The 19,349-nt window shown below is 52.7% G+C and carries 19 protein-coding genes; 15 read left to right on the top strand and 4 right to left on the bottom strand.

Annotated features, from left to right (window positions below; all coding sequences use genetic code 11):
- Window positions 1-11 precede the first annotated feature (11 nt).
- Genes fliH through fliF form a run of 3 tightly spaced genes read right to left on the bottom strand, consistent with a single transcriptional unit; the run spans window position 12 to window position 3,529 of the window.
- Window positions 12-770, bottom strand: a complete 759-nt coding sequence (gene fliH, locus ACT3T6_RS03925; protein ID WP_193053690.1) for a flagellar assembly protein FliH — start codon at window positions 768-770, stop codon at window positions 12-14.
- Window positions 763-1,770, bottom strand: coding sequence for a flagellar motor switch protein FliG (gene fliG / locus ACT3T6_RS03930; protein WP_193053689.1), 1,008 nt, complete (start codon window positions 1,768-1,770; stop codon window positions 763-765). The genes fliH and fliG overlap by 8 nt, the downstream gene beginning before the upstream one ends.
- A complete protein-coding gene (gene fliF / locus ACT3T6_RS03935; protein ID WP_193053688.1) occupies window positions 1,763-3,529 on the bottom strand; it encodes a flagellar basal-body MS-ring/collar protein FliF in 1,767 nt (588 codons plus the stop codon). The genes fliG and fliF overlap by 8 nt, the downstream gene beginning before the upstream one ends.
- A gap of 255 nt (window positions 3,530-3,784) precedes the next feature.
- Between fliF and fliE the strand changes: the two genes are divergently transcribed.
- Window positions 3,785-4,114: a flagellar hook-basal body complex protein FliE gene (gene fliE, locus ACT3T6_RS03940; RefSeq protein WP_087109075.1), complete on the top strand. Its 330-nt coding sequence runs from the start codon at window positions 3,785-3,787 to the stop codon at window positions 4,112-4,114.
- A gap of 88 nt (window positions 4,115-4,202) precedes the next feature.
- On the opposite strand, the gene ACT3T6_RS03945 is transcribed toward fliE, so the two are convergent.
- A complete protein-coding gene (locus ACT3T6_RS03945) occupies window positions 4,203-4,577 on the bottom strand; it encodes a flagellar protein FlaG (protein ID WP_193053687.1) in 375 nt (124 codons plus the stop codon).
- A 386-nt stretch (window positions 4,578-4,963) separates the two neighbouring features.
- Between ACT3T6_RS03945 and ACT3T6_RS03950 the strand changes: the two genes are divergently transcribed.
- From ACT3T6_RS03950 to ACT3T6_RS04015, 14 genes are all read left to right on the top strand, one after another.
- Window positions 4,964-6,652, top strand: a complete 1,689-nt coding sequence (locus tag ACT3T6_RS03950) for an HD domain-containing phosphohydrolase (protein ID WP_193053686.1) — start codon at window positions 4,964-4,966, stop codon at window positions 6,650-6,652.
- A gap of 183 nt (window positions 6,653-6,835) precedes the next feature.
- Window positions 6,836-7,252, top strand: coding sequence for a flagellar export chaperone FliS (gene fliS, locus ACT3T6_RS03955; RefSeq protein ID WP_087109068.1), 417 nt, complete (start codon window positions 6,836-6,838; stop codon window positions 7,250-7,252).
- Between the two features lie 7 nt (window positions 7,253-7,259).
- A complete protein-coding gene (fliT, locus tag ACT3T6_RS03960) occupies window positions 7,260-7,664 on the top strand; it encodes a flagellar protein FliT (RefSeq protein WP_193053685.1) in 405 nt (134 codons plus the stop codon).
- Window positions 7,661-8,944: a flagellar hook-length control protein FliK gene (locus tag ACT3T6_RS03965; protein WP_193053684.1), complete on the top strand. Its 1,284-nt coding sequence runs from the start codon at window positions 7,661-7,663 to the stop codon at window positions 8,942-8,944. The genes fliT and ACT3T6_RS03965 overlap by 4 nt, the downstream gene beginning before the upstream one ends.
- Window positions 8,928-9,212 (top strand): EscU/YscU/HrcU family type III secretion system export apparatus switch protein, encoded by a 285-nt coding sequence (locus ACT3T6_RS03970; protein WP_193053683.1) that lies wholly within the window; start codon window positions 8,928-8,930, stop codon window positions 9,210-9,212. The genes ACT3T6_RS03965 and ACT3T6_RS03970 overlap by 17 nt, the downstream gene beginning before the upstream one ends.
- 112 nt (window positions 9,213-9,324) lie before the next feature.
- Window positions 9,325-9,654 (top strand): flagellar transcriptional regulator FlhD, encoded by a 330-nt coding sequence (gene flhD, locus ACT3T6_RS03975; RefSeq protein WP_087109062.1) that lies wholly within the window; start codon window positions 9,325-9,327, stop codon window positions 9,652-9,654.
- A complete protein-coding gene (gene flhC, locus ACT3T6_RS03980; protein ID WP_087109060.1) occupies window positions 9,651-10,208 on the top strand; it encodes a flagellar transcriptional regulator FlhC in 558 nt (185 codons plus the stop codon). Before flhD ends, flhC begins: the two co-directional genes overlap by 4 nt.
- Before the next feature lie 191 nt (window positions 10,209-10,399).
- A complete protein-coding gene (motA, locus tag ACT3T6_RS03985) occupies window positions 10,400-11,269 on the top strand; it encodes a flagellar motor stator protein MotA (protein WP_193053682.1) in 870 nt (289 codons plus the stop codon).
- Window positions 11,266-12,189, top strand: a complete 924-nt coding sequence (gene motB / locus ACT3T6_RS03990) for a flagellar motor protein MotB (RefSeq protein WP_087109056.1) — start codon at window positions 11,266-11,268, stop codon at window positions 12,187-12,189. The genes motA and motB overlap by 4 nt, the downstream gene beginning before the upstream one ends.
- Before the next feature lie 43 nt (window positions 12,190-12,232).
- A complete protein-coding gene (gene cheA, locus ACT3T6_RS03995) occupies window positions 12,233-14,308 on the top strand; it encodes a chemotaxis protein CheA (RefSeq protein ID WP_193053681.1) in 2,076 nt (691 codons plus the stop codon).
- Window positions 14,305-14,805, top strand: a complete 501-nt coding sequence (gene cheW / locus ACT3T6_RS04000; protein ID WP_193053680.1) for a chemotaxis protein CheW — start codon at window positions 14,305-14,307, stop codon at window positions 14,803-14,805. The genes cheA and cheW overlap by 4 nt, the downstream gene beginning before the upstream one ends.
- 130 nt (window positions 14,806-14,935) lie before the next feature.
- The gene (locus tag ACT3T6_RS04005; RefSeq protein WP_193053707.1) at window positions 14,936-16,225 is read left to right on the top strand and encodes a methyl-accepting chemotaxis protein; all 1,290 of its coding nucleotides are present in this window, start codon (window positions 14,936-14,938) and stop codon (window positions 16,223-16,225) included.
- 53 nt (window positions 16,226-16,278) lie between these two features.
- Window positions 16,279-18,447 (top strand): methyl-accepting chemotaxis protein, encoded by a 2,169-nt coding sequence (locus ACT3T6_RS04010; RefSeq protein ID WP_193053679.1) that lies wholly within the window; start codon window positions 16,279-16,281, stop codon window positions 18,445-18,447.
- Window positions 18,444-19,310 carry a CheR family methyltransferase gene (locus ACT3T6_RS04015; RefSeq protein WP_193053678.1) on the top strand — a complete coding sequence of 289 codons (867 nt, stop codon included), beginning with the start codon at window positions 18,444-18,446 and terminating at the stop codon, window positions 19,308-19,310. The genes ACT3T6_RS04010 and ACT3T6_RS04015 overlap by 4 nt, the downstream gene beginning before the upstream one ends.
- The last annotated feature ends 39 nt before the right edge of the window (window positions 19,311-19,349 follow it).

The raw sequence follows: 19,349 nt of genomic DNA on the forward strand, positions 1-19,349 counted from the left end.
GCGCGGTCCGCCTATGAAGACGTAGTATTGGGTGAATGACGCTTACGGGCCTGGGACTGGATCGCCTGCCAGCGGCTTTCAAAGGTGGCATCTAATTCACCTTGAGCGCTGGTGACGCGACAGCCACCTCGCGCCAGCTGGTCGTCAGGCTGTAATTTCCAGTTAGCGGCGCTAAGCTCATTACCTAGGTGAGTTTCTACCAGAGTATGGTCTTCAGGGTTTAGCCACAGACGCTGCTGCCCAACCAGCGGTGGCTCCGTATGTAGAAGCTCACGGACAATATTCAGAATTTGTTCGGGTGTTTCTTGCAGGGCTTCCCCAGCTAACTGCTTGCCTGTCGCCAATGACAGCGCCACAAGATCGTGAGCAACGATTTCATCAATACGCTCCAGGGCATCTGCAAACTGTTTAGCCAACGTATGCAAAGGCGTAACCGCTTGATGAATCTGTTCCTGGAGCTCTTCTTTTGCCTGGGCGCGACCCTCTTCCAGACCTTTTGCTAACCCTTCTTCATGACCCTGTTGTAACCCAGCCTGATAGCCCGCCTCTTCAGCCTCCTGGCGAAGACGTTCATAAAGCTCCTCGCGCTCCTGCTGTTCGCGCTGATGTGCCTGTTCGGCTGCTTTTTGTGCAGCCAGCACTTTGCGCTGGTGCGCAGACGGCACCGCAGGCGCCTGGTTGGCCTCTTTGTGTTGCGGGACAAGCTCATCCATTTGCCAGCGTTGCCAGCTACGATGACGGTCAAACTCAGGAGACGACGAATTAGACATATTCGTCATCTCCTCCGGCCAGCACGATCTCACCTGAATCGGCTAAGCGGCGCACCACTTGTAGAATGGCTTTTTGCTCCGTTTCAACTTGTGAAACACGAATGGGTCCGCGTGCTTCCATGTCTTCGCGAACGAGCTCTGAGGCGCGCTGGGACATGTTGCGCAAGAACTTGTCGACCAATGCATCCTGTGCACCTTTGAGCGCCACCACCAGCGAATTGGTTTCGACTTCCTGAAGCACCATTTGGATAGCGCGGTTGTCCAGGTCGAGCAGATTTTCGAACAGAAACATTTCCTCGATAATCTTTTGAGCCAGGTCTTCGTTGTGCGCGCGAACGGTTTCGATGGCTGTCTCTTCCTGAGAAGAGTTCATCAGGTTGAGGATTTCGGCCGCGGTTCTCACGCCGCCCATCTTGCTGCGCTTAAGGTTCTGACCATCCAGCATGCTGGTGAGCACTTCGGTGAGTTCCTGCAGTGCGGCGGGCTGAACACCGCTAAACGTGGCGATCCGCAAGACGACATCGTTACGCAGTTTTTCTTCAAAGTGCTCAAGAATATCTGCCGCTTGATGGCGGTCAAGGTGAACCAGAACCGTCGCGATAATCTGCGGATGCTCATCGCGGATCAGCTCTGCAACCATGGTGGCTTCCATCAGGTTGAGCGCATCAATACCTGAGTTGCCGCCGGTTGTCTCCATGATATCTTCAATCAGGCTGGTCGCGCGTTCGCTACCCAATGCCTTGGTGAGCACAGAACGGATATGCTCGCTGGAATTAAGATTGAGCGCGACAAACTCTTCGGTCTCTTTATGGAACGCTTCAAGTACGGCCTTCATATCCTCATGGGATACTTGATTCAGGCGCGCCATTTCCATACTGATATCTTGTACTTCGCTGGCACTTAGGTACTTGAACACCTCTGCCGCGCTGTCTTCATCAAGAGCGAGCAGAAGAATGGCGCTTTTGCGAGCGCCGCTCATGTCGGCTAGTTCGCTACTCATTGGCATTCATCCAGCTGCGAATAATCATGGCGATCATGCGTGGGTCATCCTGTGCCATGTCACGCAGGTCATTAAGATTGTGTTCGTATAGCGACGTTTTGCGGTTTCGCTTGGGCTTGTTGCTGTAGGTGTTACCTTCCTCATTAAGCGCTTCATCCTCAGCCTCGTCTTCCACTCCGCCACCTACGCTGGTCGCAAGCGTTTGGCCTGGCAGGGCTGGTGCTACAGCGGGTGTCTGCGTATAACGCTTGATCAAGGGGCGTAAAATAAGTAGATAAAGCAACAAGGCAGCAAGCGCGACAAGCAGGTAGCGCCCCAGAGTGCTGGCAATCGCGAGTGTGCCTGGATCTTTCCACCAATCGGTTTCAGCCGCATCCTCGCGGGTATCGGCAAAGGGTGAATTCACCACTTCAATTTGATCCCCTCGCACTTCAGAGAAGCCCATTGCCTGGCGTACCAAACGCTCGATTTGGGCAACTTCAATGTCCGTTAATGCGATGCGCTCAAGCTCACCTTCGGCATTAACGGTGTCGCGGTAATTAACTACGACGGCCGCAGAAAGCCGCTGAATTTGCCCCAGTCGATGCTGTACATGTTCAATGCTACGGTCGACTTCATAATTGACCACATCTTCCTGACGCAGACTACGCAATGCTTCAGGCGGCACGTCATCGGCTACTTCCCCGTCGCCTTCCTCACCTTCTTGTTGATTAATGGGAGAGGGGGCCGTGCCGGGCGGCGTATTGCTTAGTGCCCCAGGAATGCCGCTTGCCAACGGGTCGTCACCGTCAAAGGAGAGGCTCAACTGGCGACTACGTACGGCCGCTTCATTGGGCGGCTGGTTCGGGCCATAGCGCTCAGAGGTTTGCTCTCGGCTTGAAAAGTCGATTTGTGCGGCGACCTGCGCGCGCACATTGGCTTGGCCCAGGATAGGCGTAAGAATATGCTCGATGCGCTGCTGATAAGAGCGCTCTACTTCCGCGATATACTCAAGCTGGGAGCCGTCAAGATCATTACCTTTCGAGGTATTGGCAGACAGAAGGCGACCATTTTGATCAACAACCGTGACATCCTCTGCGGCAAGCTCGGGAACACTGCTGGATACCATATGGATAATGGCGCTTACCTGCCCCTCGCCGAGCACTCGACCGGGTAGCAGCGTCAATATGACGGAGGCTTTGGCTGGTTCGCGGTCACGAATAAACACGGATGGCTTGGCCAGCGAAAGGTGAACGCGAGCACGCTCAACAGGCCCTAGTGACTCAATTGAGCGGGCAAGCTCACCCTCCAGGCCACGCTGGTAATTAACCTGTTCAGCAAACTGGCTAATACCAAACGCTTGGGTATCCATTAACTCAAGGCCGAGGTTGCCGCCACGAGGCAGCCCTTGCTCGGCAAGCTGCAACCTCAGTGTATATATCTGATCACTTGGTACCAGTAGTGCCTGGCCGCCTTGGCTAAACTGATAGGGCACGGAGCGGCTATCAAGCTCTGCAATAATTTGGCCACCATCCGCCTCGGTAAGATTGCTGTATAAAACGCGGTACTCGGGGCTGCTTGCCCACATGAATAGTACGGCGACGAGAGCAATAGAGGCTGCTCCTGCAATCAGCAGCACTACCAGCGGGTTACCACGTAACTGTTTTAACAGGCGCTCAACCATAGGACTGCTTTTTACATCGCTGTCTGTTGGACCATTACGGGGAGTGCTTTGTGTCGTGCTATTTTGACGGCCTGCCGTTGCACCGGTTTCACTCATGCATCCCTCCAAAGGGGTAAGCAAAACAGATGCCGGCCCAGGCGCATCACCAAAGAAGGCATAGGCTATATCCGTCAATCGCGGTTATCCGCCTGGAAGAAAAGGCGGAATTGTGATGGGCGCCATTATCCCGAGGTGTGTCGAGCATAAATGAACGAAAAGCTTGGCTTTTAGTGCGCAATTGTACGTATGAGCGCAGTGCCAGCAGTGTTAGGCTTTGCCCATTACTTTATTTAAAGCTGATGAGGCTTATGTATGAGTACGCCGGCAATACAAGCAGCGCTTCAACAAATGCAAGGGCTCGCGACGCAAGCGGCAGCGCAACCGTTAAAAGGTGAGCATGTCTCGACGGCAGTAGGGCAGGGCGGTTTTGGTAGCGAGCTACAGGCATCAATTCAGCGTATTAATCGTCTTCAAAAAGCGGCTGATGCAAAAGCCATGGCGTTTCAGGCAGGAGAGCCGAACGTTGAGCTGAACGACGTTATGGTGGATATGCAAAAAGCGAGCGTTGCCTTCCAGATGGGGCTTCAGGTGCGTAACCGTGTGGTGACTGCGTATCGCGACGTAATGAATATGCAAGTGTAGTGGCTTGAAGCTTCCTTCAAACAAGGCGCCAGAAATAAGTAAGTGTTGCGTTAGCTGGCGCTTGTTTGAAGAAGGCTTTGCCGAGTCTTTATACCTCCAGTGAAATAAGGCGTCCTTGCATTTCTTCTAGGCGCTCAGCAATGGCCAGCACTTCTTCTGAAGGGATCTGGCGAATGACATCCCCAGACTCCCGGTCAATAACGCGTGTCACAATACGTGATGACTCATCGCTAACATCGAACTCTATTCCATGCGCTTGCATCGCCGCGTTAATGCGCTGGATGGGTTCAATCAGCTCGCCTTTTGTTACGGCGGTAGTTCCTGAGACAGCTCCTGAGCCAGTTTGAGCGCCGCTATTGTCTGTCATTGACAGCTGGGCAAGCGTGCTGTCCAGGCGTTGTTGCGGCGTTAGGCGGGGTGTGGCTGATAGTGTTGTTATGGTATCCGTTAGCGGTGATGTCATGACAGCCGTTCCTCGTAAAGATAAGGGCTAAGTATTAGTGATTCAGTAGTAACAACCCATGGATAAGTCGGTTTGGATAAAGCATCAACCCTGCCTCTATAGCTGAGCCTCCTTACTATTGTCGGCTGATACGCCACAAACTTTATATAACGAAATCGTTCTGTATGTGATCCGGCTTAACAGTGCCGGTGTCAGTGAGCTGTCATGTCTGGCTTTTATAAGGGTGCCTTAAGATGACTGGCCCTTTGCAGTATCTGCGCTAACCAGAGCGCGTCTGCTATGCTTTGCCGTTTTGAAGTGGTATTTAAAACAGCTCTTTGAACAGGCTCTTGGGGTGTTTTTGAAAAAGTAGCCTTTGATTAACGTGTTGGAAAAGTGAGGCGAGCATGCTAGCGCAGCGAGACGATTACGAAACGATTGCCAATGCGGCGGCGATTGAGTTGCTACTAAATACAATGATTGAAAGTGGTGGTGTGTCTCTTTGTATGGCTTCGTCTGACGCAACCCCTGAGCCTGTTGTTCTTATGGAGCAGCACGTTGGCCAGACACTCGTCATGGATCTGTCGTCTGTTGATTTTCTGCTTGGGCGCCTGGAGAAGGGCGAAAAATTCTACCTGCGCGGTCAGACGCAGGGGAAATTAATCCGTACCCCTCTTTTATCATTGACTGAGGCGCGCCGTTCTGGGGGGCGTTTTTTATGTTGCAGTGACTACCCGGCGGCGCTTGATGTCCTACAGAGGCGCGAATCCTTTCGCGCCGAACTGCGTATGGGGATGATAGTAACGGCCTCTATTGTTGGAGCGCTGGGTGAAGAGGTGATAGGTGAGCTACGCGATCTTTCCCAAGAGGGGTGTCAGTTAGAGCTGCCGATGGCAGCGAGTGGTGTACTGCCGGAAACGGATAGCCCTCTAAAGCTAATGCTAAATTTTCCTGACGGCACCTATTTTGAGGGGCAGGGTGTTGCTCGCCACCAAAAGGTTGATCCTGAAAAGCACCTGCTGCGCATCGGGTTTCAGTTTTCTGGCTTTACGGCAGAGCAAGAGCGCCAGATTTGGTACTTCGTGTGTGAGATAGAGCGCGAGGCTGCCCGCTATAAAATGGATCGTCCGAATGACCGACAGTCATCACCGCTGTTTGAACGGTCTCGCCAACGTATGAGTAGCGAGCGTGTTGGTCGGCGAGATATCAAGCATTATGCGACGCCCATGGCGCGGCGGCTTGTGAAAGTGGCTGCCTATCTGGATGCCCAAATCCTGCTGTTACAGCAGGGTAGCGATATTGATGCGCGACGCTTATCGCGTAACGCTGATCGTGTACTTCTGCTTCACGAGGAGGATCGAGAGTCTTTGTTGTTTGCCTCGCGTTGCCTGTCACTTGAGCCCTTGCTGGTACGTCATGGTATTGCGGTGGCGGTGCACCTGCTTGATCTGGTCGGCGCTAATATGCCTCGCGAGGCGCGTAAAGCCATTGTGGCTAGCGGTTTGATTCATGACTTGGGCAAGGCGCTGGTGCCGCAGGTTGTGTTTAGGGTGCCTGGTTTTGAAGCACCCCATCGGCAGGCAATGAGTGAGCATGTGTCCTTACTGATGGGCCGCCTTCAGCACTGTCAATGGCTTTCGACCAGCGTTGTTCAGGCGGTAATTGGTGGCATTAATGAGCGCCTGGATGGCAGTGGTTATCCAGAGGGCGTGAGCGGGAGCGATATCAATGAGCTGGCCAAGGCCAGTGCGGTGGTTGATGTTGTAGAGGCAATGCGCCGAGACCGAGCTGATCGTCCGGCTAAAACTACGCAGCAAATTTATCGACACTTGTTACAGCATTCGCATCAGTTTGATTTGCGCTGGGTAAAGCGCTATATCGAGCATTTCACAACATTGCCGATCGGCTCTTTGGTCCGCTTTTCGAGTGAGCAGTTAGCTTGGGTGTTGCGGCTGGATGCCGATGGCATGCTCGTCGAGGTGGTATTAACTCAGCAGGCCGTTCCTCCCATGCGCGATACGCTTGGGAATACGGTGCGTAGTGATGTGCAGGAGCGGCTCGGTAAGCCAACGCAGGAAGTGGCTATTTCGACGTGACATGGCTTGATCACGTATTCTTTTTTGTTGCAAAGAAAGTTGGCCGCGCCATTAAAGTCAGGCGCCATTGCGCCGATATCATTTTATAGATGAGCATGGTGTGCTCGTGTTAAATGAGAAAAGACGGGCGGCGGTTACCGTGTTGTCTGACCAGTAACCGCTATAAATTAGGAGTTTAAGCTAGTGACATACTCTCGCGGCAGTGCTGCCTACGGAAGAGGTGCTAACGCTTATGCGCGCGTTGGTGTCGAAAGTGGCGTGATGTCAGCTGATCCGCATAGGCTTATTGTCTTGTTGTTTGAGGGAGCGCAAACATCTATTCGTGCTGCGCGTATCCACATGCAAAGCGGCAACACGAGTGAGAAAGGCAAAGCAATATCCAAAGCGTTGGATATTATCAATAACGGCCTTGGCGCCGCCCTTGACCAAGAAAAAGGTGGCGATATTGCTGAGCGATTGGCGTCACTTTATGACTACATCGCTCGCTTATTACTCACCGCCAATTTGCGAAATGACGAGGAAAGCTTAAACCAAGCGGAGCAACTGCTTGAAAATATTGCCTCTGCATGGCGTGAAATTGGACAACAGCAAAGCGTATGAGGCCCTCATGGCAGCTTCCATAAATGCCCACGATCACGCACCGCACGTACTGTTAGATGCGTATGAGGGGCTGCTGGTTCATGTTACTCAAATGCATGAGCTGGCCAGCGCCGAGCAGTGGGTAGAACTGATTGAGCAGCGCACCCATTATGTCTTGCTGGTCGAGGAGGTGCGCAAGCTCGATAGCGTGGTGGTGCTGGATGATCCCGCCAAGCAGCGTAAGGCAGAGTTACTTGAGCGCATTTTAGAATATGATGTGGAAATTCGGCGTCGCTTGATGGCAAGGCGAGATGAGTTAGGCAAGCTAATTGGTGTTTCTCAGCGTCAGCGAGATCTTCATCGTGCCTACGCACCCCAGCAGGGCGCTTCTTTTAGTGCCTTGGGTTCTGACGATGGAGAAGCGGCCAAGTGAGTGGTATCACACCGTTGATTGATACGCTTATGCATCAAGTGCTGGGTCGACAGGGGGAGGTGTCGTTAAAGCATGCGCTGAGCGAACCTGTTAAGCCGATTCCTCCTGGTGAGGGGCCGCGCGCTCTACAGGGCGATTCACGCCTTGATGGACGTACTGAACCGGCATTGCTGAATGATTTAAAGCGCGCGCCGGGGTCACTTAACGGTGACAGGCTATTGGCGCGAGGTGATGCGCAGGGTGCGCCGCCGGGGTCAACACAGACCCATTTCAGTCCAGCAGCGCGCAGTATTGCGGATGTGTTACTGCGCTTCCCTGCGCCACCTGCTGTCATTCGGCCACCCGCGCCCTTGTTGGCTGCGCAAGAGGCGCCAGCGGCGACGGTTGTTGCGGAACGTTTGGAGTCCAGCATACGCGATAGCGGGCTGTTTTATGAGTCCCATTTAAAGCGTTGGTTTCAAGGCGATATGGCACGTCAGCAACTGCTACGAGAGCCGCAAATGCAGCCCGGCCCTCGCCCACTCGCACTGCCCTCAGGCGCTGCGCTACAGCCTAGTGCATCACTGCCAAGTGTACCGCTGCAGCTCCATGCGCCGTTACAGCCCGCCGAGCCGTTATCGCCTAATGTGCCGTTTTTATTAAAGGCGTCTTTTTCCGAGTCGCCTTTGACCAAAGCAATAGTGCCCGGCAGCGCTTTGCAGTATGTATCCAACGATCAGACTGCCGCCACGCGTGCAGCCCCAATGCCGAATACAGCAGCTTTTACGCAAAGTGCGCCGCCCAGTATGGAGGATAATGCCAGGTTGACGCGCGATGCCATGGCCTATGAGCGCGGCATGGAAGCTCTCAGCAGTCGTGGGCACCGTGAAGTGGTCCATGAAAGTTTGCAAAGTATCGTACGTCAGCAGTTGGACATGCTGGTCATGCCTGTGGTTCGTTGGGAGGGTGACGTTTGGGCAGGCATTTTTATGGCGCTCGTGATCCATCTGCCTGCTCAAGAAAAAGAGGGGGACGGTGAAGGTGATAATAGCCAAAAGGAGGATGGGTGGCGCTCTGAGATGCAGTTGGATGTGCCTAATTTAGGAGCCTTTAGCGTCTCATTGTGGTTTTATCGAGCGGTGTTAAGTATTGATTTAACAACGGCCGATAAAGCCACGCATCAGTATCTTGAGCAAGGTATCCCTACTTTAGAGCAGCGTTTGAATGCGCTGGATTTGGACAAAGTGCAGGTGCGTGCGCGGTATATACCGCTGGAGAGTAGTGATGTCCGTGCCGAATGAGCGTAACCGCCAGGCGGTTGCGCTTGCTTACCAGGAAAGCGAACGCGCACCACGTGTTATCGCAAAGGGGTACGGCGAGCTTGCCGAGCGCATTATGGCGGAAGCCCACCGGCAAGGGATTTATGTGCATGATGCACCTGAGATCGTAGCACTTTTAATGCAGCTGGATTTAGACGCAGAGATACCCCCGCGCCTCTATCAAGTAGTGGCAGAGCTGCTGGTGTGGGTATTTGAGCTGTCAGACGAGGGCCTAAAACGCCATGATTGAGCCAAGTAGCCAATATATAGATAGTGTGCAACCATGGCGAAGGGGCAGAAAAGTCATCAAGGCGTCCGCATAACGGTTACAAGATAGCGCCTGTGTCATTTGATGGAACACTATGAGTCACACCAACTATCTCGATGAAATTGAAGAAATTAATTTAGCCTATTTGCTTCTCGCGCAGCGCCTGTTAAGTGAAGACCGCGAAACAGCACTATTTCGTTTAAAAATAGATAATGACGTTGCTGAACTGCTGTCTTCGCTGAGTGCTCGCCAATTGACGAAATTGGCGCGTACTAACCAGCTGATATGTCGATTCAGTCAGCCGAGTGCTCAGCGGCTACGTCAGATCACTGAGAATCCGCGCGATCAGGGGCTCGCTGGTCTACACGCTTCGCTACTGTTAGCTGGCGATACATTTGAGTCATTATCAGGAGATAAGGGGTGACCCAGAAAAGCCTGGTGGATGAAATGCACCAAGTGCAGCTGGCAATTGAGCTGATTGAGCTAGGCGCACGCTTGCAGGTGCTGGAAACGGAAACCGAATTAAGCCGTACGCGACTGATCAAGCTTTATAAAGAAGTCTGTGGAATGTCGCCGCCTAAGGGCATGCTGCCGTTTTCGACCGATTGGTTTATTACTTGGCTGCCCAATGTTCATTCATCGCTTTTTTACAATATCTACGCCAGCCTGCTGCGAGACACCTGCTGCGAGAGAATCGAAGCGTTTGTAAAAGCCTATCGACTTTACAACGAGCAGATGATGTTGGAGGGCGCCGAGCCCGTATTGGGTTTGACGCGTGCCTGGACGTTAGTGCGCTTTTTTGAAAGCGACCTGCTTGAGTTTAGCCGTTGTACCCGCTGTGGTGGGCAGTTTGTGGCTCATGCCCATAGCCCGTCCCACGACTATATCTGTGGTATTTGTCAGCCGCCATCGCGGGCAGGTAAAACCCGTAAGGCGCAGCAAGCCAAGGAAGATAGCCACGGCATCAGTGAAGGGTAAAAGAATTATCAAATGCGCCTTTAACGAATAGATAGCGTTAAAAGGCGGCGTTACTTTTTAATTAGACTGTACATTAGCCCTGGTATGATAAAGCTAATTTGTACTTGAGCTGGAACGCCACTCAGCCATCTGAACAGATGGCTAAGTTTTGGTTCCCTACTTAATACTGAAACACCGCAAGGACCCTGCTTGTGCTGATACTTTTAGGCTATGTAGTCGTTTTGTTATGTGTATTTGGTGGCTATGTGCTGGCAGGTGGCAGTCTAGGCCCTCTGTACCAACCACTTGAGCTAGTCATTATCGGCGGTGCTGGTGTTGGCTCATTTATCGCTGCCAACAACATCAAAGCGATTAAAGCCACCTTCAAGCTACTGCCCAGGCTCAGGGGAGCAAAAAAATATAACAAAGCATTTTACATGGAAGTGATGGCAATGCAGTACAAGCTATTGTCAAAAATCCGCCGTGAAGGAATGCTGGGCATAGAGCGAGATATTGATAACCCTCAAGAAAGTCCCCTTTTTCAAGAACATCCTGCTGTATTAGCTGATCCGCATGTCATGACGTTCTTGACGGACTACCTGCGCCTGATGGTGAGTGGCGGCATGGAGCCTATGGAAATTGATGAGCTGATGCTGCACGAAATCGAAGTATTTGAACAAGAGGCTCATGTCCCCGTCGATGCGATTGCAAAAGTGGGCGATGCCATGCCCGCCTTCGGCATCGTGGCGGCAGTAATGGGGGTCATCAAGGCATTGAGCTATGCGGATGCCACTGCGCAACAGATGGGTGAAATGATTGCCCACGCGCTGGTGGGAACCTTCCTGGGTATTTTGTTGGGTTACGGCTTTATTAACCCCATTGCCAGCTTCGCCGGTCGGCAAGCCCAGGAAGCAGAAAAGATGATGCAATGCATTCGGATAACATTATTGGCAAGTTTGCACGGCTACGCACCTCAGCTGGCCGTTGAGTTTGGCCGTAAAGCGCTGTATACCGCCGAGCGTCCAACTTTTTTCGAGCTTGAAGAGTATGTGAAAAATGCCAGGAAGGGCGGTACTGCATGAGTAAGGGCGGTGAAAAGCGCCCGATTATTATCCGGCGTAAAAAGGTGGTGCATGCGCATCACGGCGGCGCCTGGAAAATTGCTCTAGCGGATTTCATGACCGCGCTGATGGCGCTGTTCCTGGTAATGTGGATTTTAAGTGTCTCCAGTGAAGAAACGCGGCGCGGCGTGGCAGAATATTTCAGTACGCCACTGGTGACGGCGATCACTGGTGGTGATCAATCAGGCAGTACCAGGGTTATTCCTGGCGGTGGCCCGGACCCGACACACAGTGATGGTGAAAGAGCGCGCATCGATACCATGCAGCAGACCCGGCCAAGCATGCAGGAGCGACGTTTCTTCACCGATCTACAGGAGCGCATCGAACGCGCAATTGAGGCAGACCCCGAGCTGCGTCAGCTACGCAGGCAAATGCGCTTTGATTTAACCCGTGAAGGGCTTCGTATCCAATTGCTGGATACCGAGCAACGCCCAATGTTTGAGTTGGGCAGTGATCAGGTAGCCCCGTATATGCGCAATTTACTGCGTACTATTGCGCCGTTGCTTAACGAATTGCCTAACGATCTTAGTATTAGTGGACATACCGATAACGTGCCCTATGCCGGAGGATATCGGGGTTATAGCAACTGGGAACTCTCTAATGATCGTGCCAATGCCTCACGCCGCGAGCTGGTAACCGGGGGGCTTGATCCTGATCAACTGCTGCGCGTATCAGGCTTTGCTAACCGTGTCGTGTTACCCGATACGGATCCTCGGGATCCGGTTAATCGCCGTATTGAACTTGTCGTCTTGCTACCCGAAATCGCAGAGGCGATTCGCAACCCGGGAACGATGAGTTCTGATGCCACGCTGCCTGCTTCTGCGGATGACCTGGTCGAAGACTTAACGCAAGAGCCCCTGCCGACAAATGCGTCGGATTAGCGTTGGCTTGTGACAAAAATATGACGTTAGAGTGGAGTGGTGCATGGATATAGCGGATTTTTTTGACACCTTTTTTGAAGAGGCTGAAGAGTTGCTTGCTGATATGGAGCAGCACTTGCTGGAGCTCAATGTCGATAATCCCGACATTGAGCAGCTAAACGCTATTTTCCGCGCGGCGCACTCGATCAAAGGTGGAGCAGGTACCTTCGGCTTTAGCGTGCTACAAAAGACAACGCATATACTCGAAAATCTGCTGGATCATGCACGTAAAGGGGAGCTTGTACTGCGTGCCGAGCTCGTGGATACCTTTTTAGAGGCTAAAGACATCATGCATGAGCAACTCGATGCCTATCGCAACGAGGAAGCGCCCAATCAAGAGGCGTACGAAAGAATTTGCCAAGTATTACAGCAGATAGCTCTGGAAGAAATTGGTCAAACATTGGATGCGCCGGTGGAGGCAGCGGCACCTGCACCGGTCGTCCAGGCTGAAGAACCAGCGAAAGCCTCAGCCGGTCAAAACCAGCTGATTGTCGCCCTGCTTAATGTGGTTGAAAAAGAGCGTACGTTGCTGGTTGAAGAGCTTGAGCAGCTGGGCGATGTTCAGTCGCAGTCTGGCGATGAGAAATGTTACGAAGTCATACTGAGTGGCGATGTCAGCGCTGACGATATTGAAGCCGTCATGTGTTTCATCATTGAACCAGAGCAGATTGAGATTCGTGTAGCGAGTGGTGCCCCTGCAACTGCACAAGAGGAGGCTAAAAGCACGCCGCCGCCTGCTCCAGTAACACCGGAGCCTGCAACACCTGAGCCAGAAGCTGCGCGCCCACCTGCAGAGGCCAAAAAGGCACCCGATAGCAGTACTAAGTCGAAAAAGGCGGCCGCCGAGTCCTCTTCCATTCGCGTTTCGGTGGATAAAGTCGACCAGATTATCAATCTGGTGGGCGAGCTAATCATTACCCAATCGATGCTTGATCAAACGGTTAGCGATTTGGACGATCAGTCGGTGGGCAACAGCTCGCTTCAAAATGGCATGAGCCTTTTGCAGCGTAATGCCCGAGACTTGCAAGAAGCGGTCATGTCTATCCGCATGATTCCCATGGAATTCGTGTTTAGCCGTTTTCCGCGCGTTGTACGCGATACCGCGGGCAAGCTGGGTAAAGAGATAGAGCTGGTGACCGAGGGTAAGTCCACGGAGCTTGATAAGAGCCTGGTTGAGCGGATTACCGACCCCTTAACTCACTTGGTGCGTAATAGCCTTGATCACGGCATTGAAATGCCGGATAAGCGCGAAGCGCTTGGCAAGCCCCGTATGGGCAAGCTTGTACTTTCTGCTCGCCATCAAGGCGGTAATATCCTGATTGAGGTGCGCGATGATGGCGCCGGAATGGATCGTGAGCGACTGCTAACCAAGGCACGTGAAAATGGCCTTAGCGTCTCTGACACCATGAGTGACGAAGACGTTTACCAGCTTATTTTTGCGCCAGGTTTTTCAACCGCTGAGGCCGTGACCGACGTCTCCGGACGTGGTGTGGGCATGGATGTGGTTAAACGTAATATTCAGGGAATGGGCGGTCGTGTTGAGATCCAGTCCAAAAAAGGCGAAGGCACCAACACGCGGATCGTGCTGCCGTTAACGCTTGCGATACTGGATGGCATGTCGATTAAGGTCGGTGGGGAGACGTTTATTCTGCCGCTTTCTACCGTGCTTGAGTCGTTACAGCCAACCAAAGACGAGATGTACGCGATGGCCGGAGACGACGTTGTCTTAAAGGTGCGCGACGAATACCTGCCTGTTATTGCGGTTCATGAAGTTCTGGATGTAGAAAACGCCATTACGGACCCTACCCAAAGTATCGCGGTCATTGTGCAGGGCGAAGGGCGTCGTTACGCCATGCTGGTTGATGAGCTGGTTGGGCAGCAGCAGGTAGTGGTGAAAAACCTTGAAGACAATTACCGCAAGGTGCCGGGGATTTCGGCGGCAACCATCCTGGGGGATGGCAGCGTAGCGCTAATTTTGGATATCACAGGACTGCATCGCTTGAGCAGGGTCAAGAAAGAAGCGAGCAAAGTGATTAATAATCAACCTATCTCTTTATATAAGGAGGCTGAGCCGTCATGAGTCAAGCAAATAATGAGGCGGTTCTCGCCGCGGATGAAGCTGAAAACCGTGAGTTTTTAGTATTTTCATTAGGCGAAGAAGAGTACGCCATTGATATTTTGAAGGTACAGGAGATTCGCGGTTACGAAAATGTAACGCGTATTGCCAATGCGCCTGACTTTATTAAAGGGGTTACCAATCTGCGCGGCGTGATTGTGCCGATTGTCGATCTGCGTATCAAATTCCATCTTGACAACGTGGAGTACGGCGGCCAGACCGTGGTGATTGTGGTTAACGTCGCCGATCGCGTCGTGGGTATCGTGGTCGATGGCGTTTCTGACGTCATGACATTAAACCCTGAGCAAATTAAACCGGCGCCTGAATTTGGCGTCACCCTGTCGTCTGATTTCCTGAGCGGTCTTGGCAGCCTGGATGACCGCATGCTGGTACTTGTCGATATCGATAAGCTGCTTACCAGTGAAGAGATGGCATTGGTGGATAGCACCAGCAATCGTTAAGGCGACTGCCGCTACTTTGTACTAAAAAGGCCACACGGAACGTGTCTTTCCAAGTTGAACGGCCCCTCTAGCGCCAAGGAATGCGCCTGCGAGTGACGTTGTGTTTGGAGAAAACATTGTGACACAGCTAATGCGGCAGATGTTGGGAAACATGACCGTGCGGCTCAGTTGGGGGCTGGTGCTTGCTTCCTTTTCGTTACTGGTGATTGTGGCCTGTGGCATCGGTTTTTATGCCCTTCAGCATGGCGCAGCCATCATACAGGCCGCCAGTGACGGCAACGTTCAACAGGCAGAGTTCTCGGACTTTACCGGCCGCATTCGCTGGGCGCTCATTGCCATTGTGGTGATCACAGTGACGACCGTCGTGGTGGTGATTTGGGGCGTGACGGTCAATGTACTTAAGCCACTGGATCGTTTGGTTGGCTATTTCGAACGCATGGCTCAGGGCGATTTAAGCCAGCAGATCTCGGTACCGGGCAATAATGAAATAGGCCGGTTATACGTTGCGATGGCGCATATGCAGGCTTCTTTATCAGAAACAGTGAGCGTTGTGCGTGGCAGTGGGTCGTCCATTTATGCGCGCTCTCAACAGATTGCCAGCGGTAATAACGACCTCTCCTCGCGTACTGAACAGCAGGCCTCTTCGCTTGAAGAGACCGCTTCCAGTATGGAACAGCTTGCCTCAACGGTGGGCCACAATGCCGATAACGCACGTCAGGCTAGCCAGCTTGCGCAAAACGCTACGTTAACAGCGAGGCGAAGCGGTGAAGAAGTGAGCGGCATTGTTGAAACCATGCAGGATATCAATGCCAGCTCTCATCAAGTGGCCGATATCATCACGTTGATTGATAATATTGCGTTTCAAACCAATATCCTGGCGCTTAACGCATCGGTAGAGGCTGCCCGCGCGGGTGAGCATGGCAAGGGGTTTGCTGTGGTCGCTCAGGAAGTGCGTAGCCTGGCCAGTCGCAGTGCTAACGCGGCGAAGGAGATTCGTACGCTCATTGATACCTCGCTGGGTAAAGTAGAGACCGGCACGCAGCGGGTCAATCAGGCAGGTGAGACCATGCAAGCGCTGGTGGATGCAGTGCAGCGGGTCAGCGATATCATGGATGAAATTGCTGCAGCCTCCGAAGAGCAGAGCAACGGTATTGCTCAGGTTAATCAAGCGGTTGCACAAATGGACCAAGTGGTTCAGCAAAATGCCCAGCTTGTTCAGCATGCCGCTCATAACGCCAATGAGCTTGAAGATGAAGCGGCGCGGTTAAGAAATACCGTTGAGCGTTTTCAGGTTGCTCATAACCCAACGCCTGTATCCGCCTCATCCGCGGCGGGGCCTGTCGCGTCCGTCACTTCCAAGCCTCTTTCTATCGGCACTGCTTCAAGAAAGGTGGAAACAGAAGCCTGGGAAGCATTTTAATAGCAAACGCTATAAACAACGATAGTTTAAGAACTGAACAATAAGGCCCCTAAATGCGCAATAACCAACCCATTTCGCAGTGTGAAATCGAGCTAAAAGAAGACGATTTTCTGGTCTCTCGTACGGATTTAAAAGGTCGTATTACGTACACGAACCCGGCATTTATTGAGATAAGTGGCTACACGCATGACGAGTTGATAGGTGCTCCGCATAACCTGGTTCGCCATCCGGATATGCCGCCTGCCGCGTTTGAGAATTTTTGGCAAACCGTACAGGGCGGAGATACCTGGCGTGGGTTGGTTAAAAATCGCTGTAAAAATGGTGATCACTACTGGGTGGACGCCAGCGTAACGCCAATTATTGAAGACGAACAGGTTGTTGGTTACGCCTCGGTGCGCGTTCAAGCCTCACGTGAGGCCATAAAGCGTGCTGAACAGGCTTATGCTGAGATACGGGAAGGACGTAACAAGCATCTCTACCTGGACAAAGGGCGTCTGCGACAGCGTGGTGTCGGCCAGTGGCTGAAAAGGATTCAGTTGAATACCATCCGCGCCAAACTGGTTGGCATGATTGTGGTCGCTGCGGCGTTGCTGTTGATTAGCGGGGGCTTGGGTCTTTACGGTCTTAACGCGTCAAGTGAGCGGCTTGAGAGGCTTAATAGCGATGGTTTGCGCGACGTCGTCAGGCTGCAACAAATTGACCAAATGATCGCCAATACGCGCCAGGGAATGATTGAACCAGAGCGTATGGAGTTGATCAATCAGCGTTTTGAAATAGGTGAAACCATTGAGCAGCGTGCTGAAGAAGTAGCCACCGTATGGCAGGGCTATTACACCCGTGCGGTCAATAACACGCCGCTTGCCAGTGCGTTTAACGATCAACTTCAGGCCTTTCTTGAGGAGGGAATGGGTCAGGCGGCCCGTGTGCTGCAAGCCGAAGAGACCTACCAAGCGTTTACTGGGCTGGACGCCGTCATCAGCGTCATGTCTGATGAGGGGCGGGCACTTTCTGAAAGCGTGAATCAGCTCATTGAGCAAAAACAGCAAGCGGCTGAACAAATGGCGGTTGATGCCCAGCACGCGCAAAACACCATTATCGCAACGCAAGCGGTGGTGCTGGGGGTTGGGTTGGCGCTGCTGATAGCGATTGGTTGGTTAACCTTCCGCGCAATTATACGTCCCCTAAAGGGCGCATCACGTTTTACGCTGCAAATCGCGGGCGGTAACCTGGCGGCTTCCGCGCCCAAGCGTCAGCACGATGAAGTGGGCCAGCTACTTGATGGGCTTAATGCCATGCGTAAAAGCTTAAGCAGCATTATTGGCGACGTAAAAGGCGGGATAGATATCGTAACGCCTGCCGCACAAGATATTGCGACAGGTAATGAAGCGCTCTCTTCACGTACCGAGCAACAGGCTGCTTCGCTACAGCAAACGGCCTCCAGTATGGAAGAGATGACGGCTACCGTACGTCAGAATAGCGACAACGCTCAAGAAGCCCGCCGACTCGCCGATAATAACTCTACTCGGGTTTCTCAAACGGGCGAGCTAATGGCGCAGTTGGTAGACAATATGCAACGCATTACCCAAAGCTCTCAAAAGATGGCCGATATCATCAATACCATCGACTCGATAGCTTTCCAAACCAACATCCTGGCGCTGAATGCCTCGGTGGAGGCGGCGCGCGCCGGCGAACATGGGCGTGGCTTTGCCGTGGTGGCCGAAGAAGTGCATAATTTAGCCGGACAAAGCGCCGGCGCTGCCCAGGAAATTCGAGGGTTGATTGACGGTTCTAACAAGGAAGTCAATGCGGGCGCTGGGCTGGTTGAAAAAGCAGAAGCCGCGATCAGTGAGGTCGCTGAGGCGGCACGCAGTATTACCAATATCATGCACGAAATTTCGGCAGCGTCTGAAGAGCAAAGCAGTGGTATTGCGGAGGTAAACCAGGCAGTCGCCGAAATGGATCAAGCAACGCAGCAAAATGCTGTTCGAGTCCAGGAAACCGCCCGCGCGGCTGCCGCGTTAGAGCAACAGGCAAGCCTGCTGGCGTTATCGGTTGAAGCCGTTCGGCTTAACCAGAAGAGCCCAGAACGCCCTGTTGCCTTGGCGAACACGTTACCTGCTAAACAAGCAACAACGCTTGCCAGCCCCGCAGCGCGCAACAAAGTAGCCGCGCCTGCTGTGCAGCGACAAGCGACACCTGTAGAGGAATGGGAAGAATTTTGAGCGAACAACGCGAACCAGGTGTCGACGCCAATCAGTGGGCGTCTAGTCATCAGATTGAACGAGATCTGATGCTCACGGATGCGGATTTCTTACGAATACGAGAGCTTATTTACCAGCGTGCTGGCATCGTGTTGGCCGAGCATAAACGCGAGATGGTTTATAGCCGGTTAGCCAAGCGCCTTCGGCATCATGGCTTGACGCGTTTTACCGATTACCTGTTGCGTCTGGAGCGTCAGCCTGACGCAAAAGAGTGGGAGGCGTTTACCAATGCGCTGACGACTAATCTGACCGCGTTTTTTCGCGAGGCGCACCATTTCCCTCTTCTGGCAGAGCATCTTCGCCATAAGCAAGGTCCGTTCACTATTTGGTGCTCGGCTGCCTCAACAGGGGAAGAGCCTTATTCATTGGCCATGACGCTGTTAGAAACGTTAGGGCCGAAAGCCGCGCAGGCGAAAGTTATTGCCACCGATATAGATACCGATGCCCTAAGCCGTGCGCGCCTCGGTATTTATCCGCAAGAGCAGGTGCGCAAATTAGACGAAGCCCGTGTAAAGCGCTTTTTTCAGAAGGGCACCGGGCAGCAACAGGGTCTCGCTCGTGTGCGCCCGGAAGTTTCCGAGCTGGTTGAGTTTATGCCACTTAATCTGCTGTCGACACAGTGGCCGATTAAAGGCCCGTTTGATGCCATTTTTTGTCGAAATATCATGATCTATTTCGATAAAGAGACGCAGGCAAAGATTCTTAAGCGGTTTGCGCCCCTTATGAAGCCGGATGGCCTGCTGTTTGCCGGCCACTCTGAAAACTTTTCGTATATTAGTGATGCGTTCAAGCTGCGGGGCCAGACGGTATACACGCGGGCTTAATGGAACCATTTTCGTGCTTTTCATACGCCTAATGCGTGG

The sequence above is a fragment of the Halomonas sp. 72 genome, assembly GCF_052379785.1.
Classification (GTDB): Bacteria; Pseudomonadota; Gammaproteobacteria; order Pseudomonadales; family Halomonadaceae; genus Vreelandella; species Vreelandella citrativorans.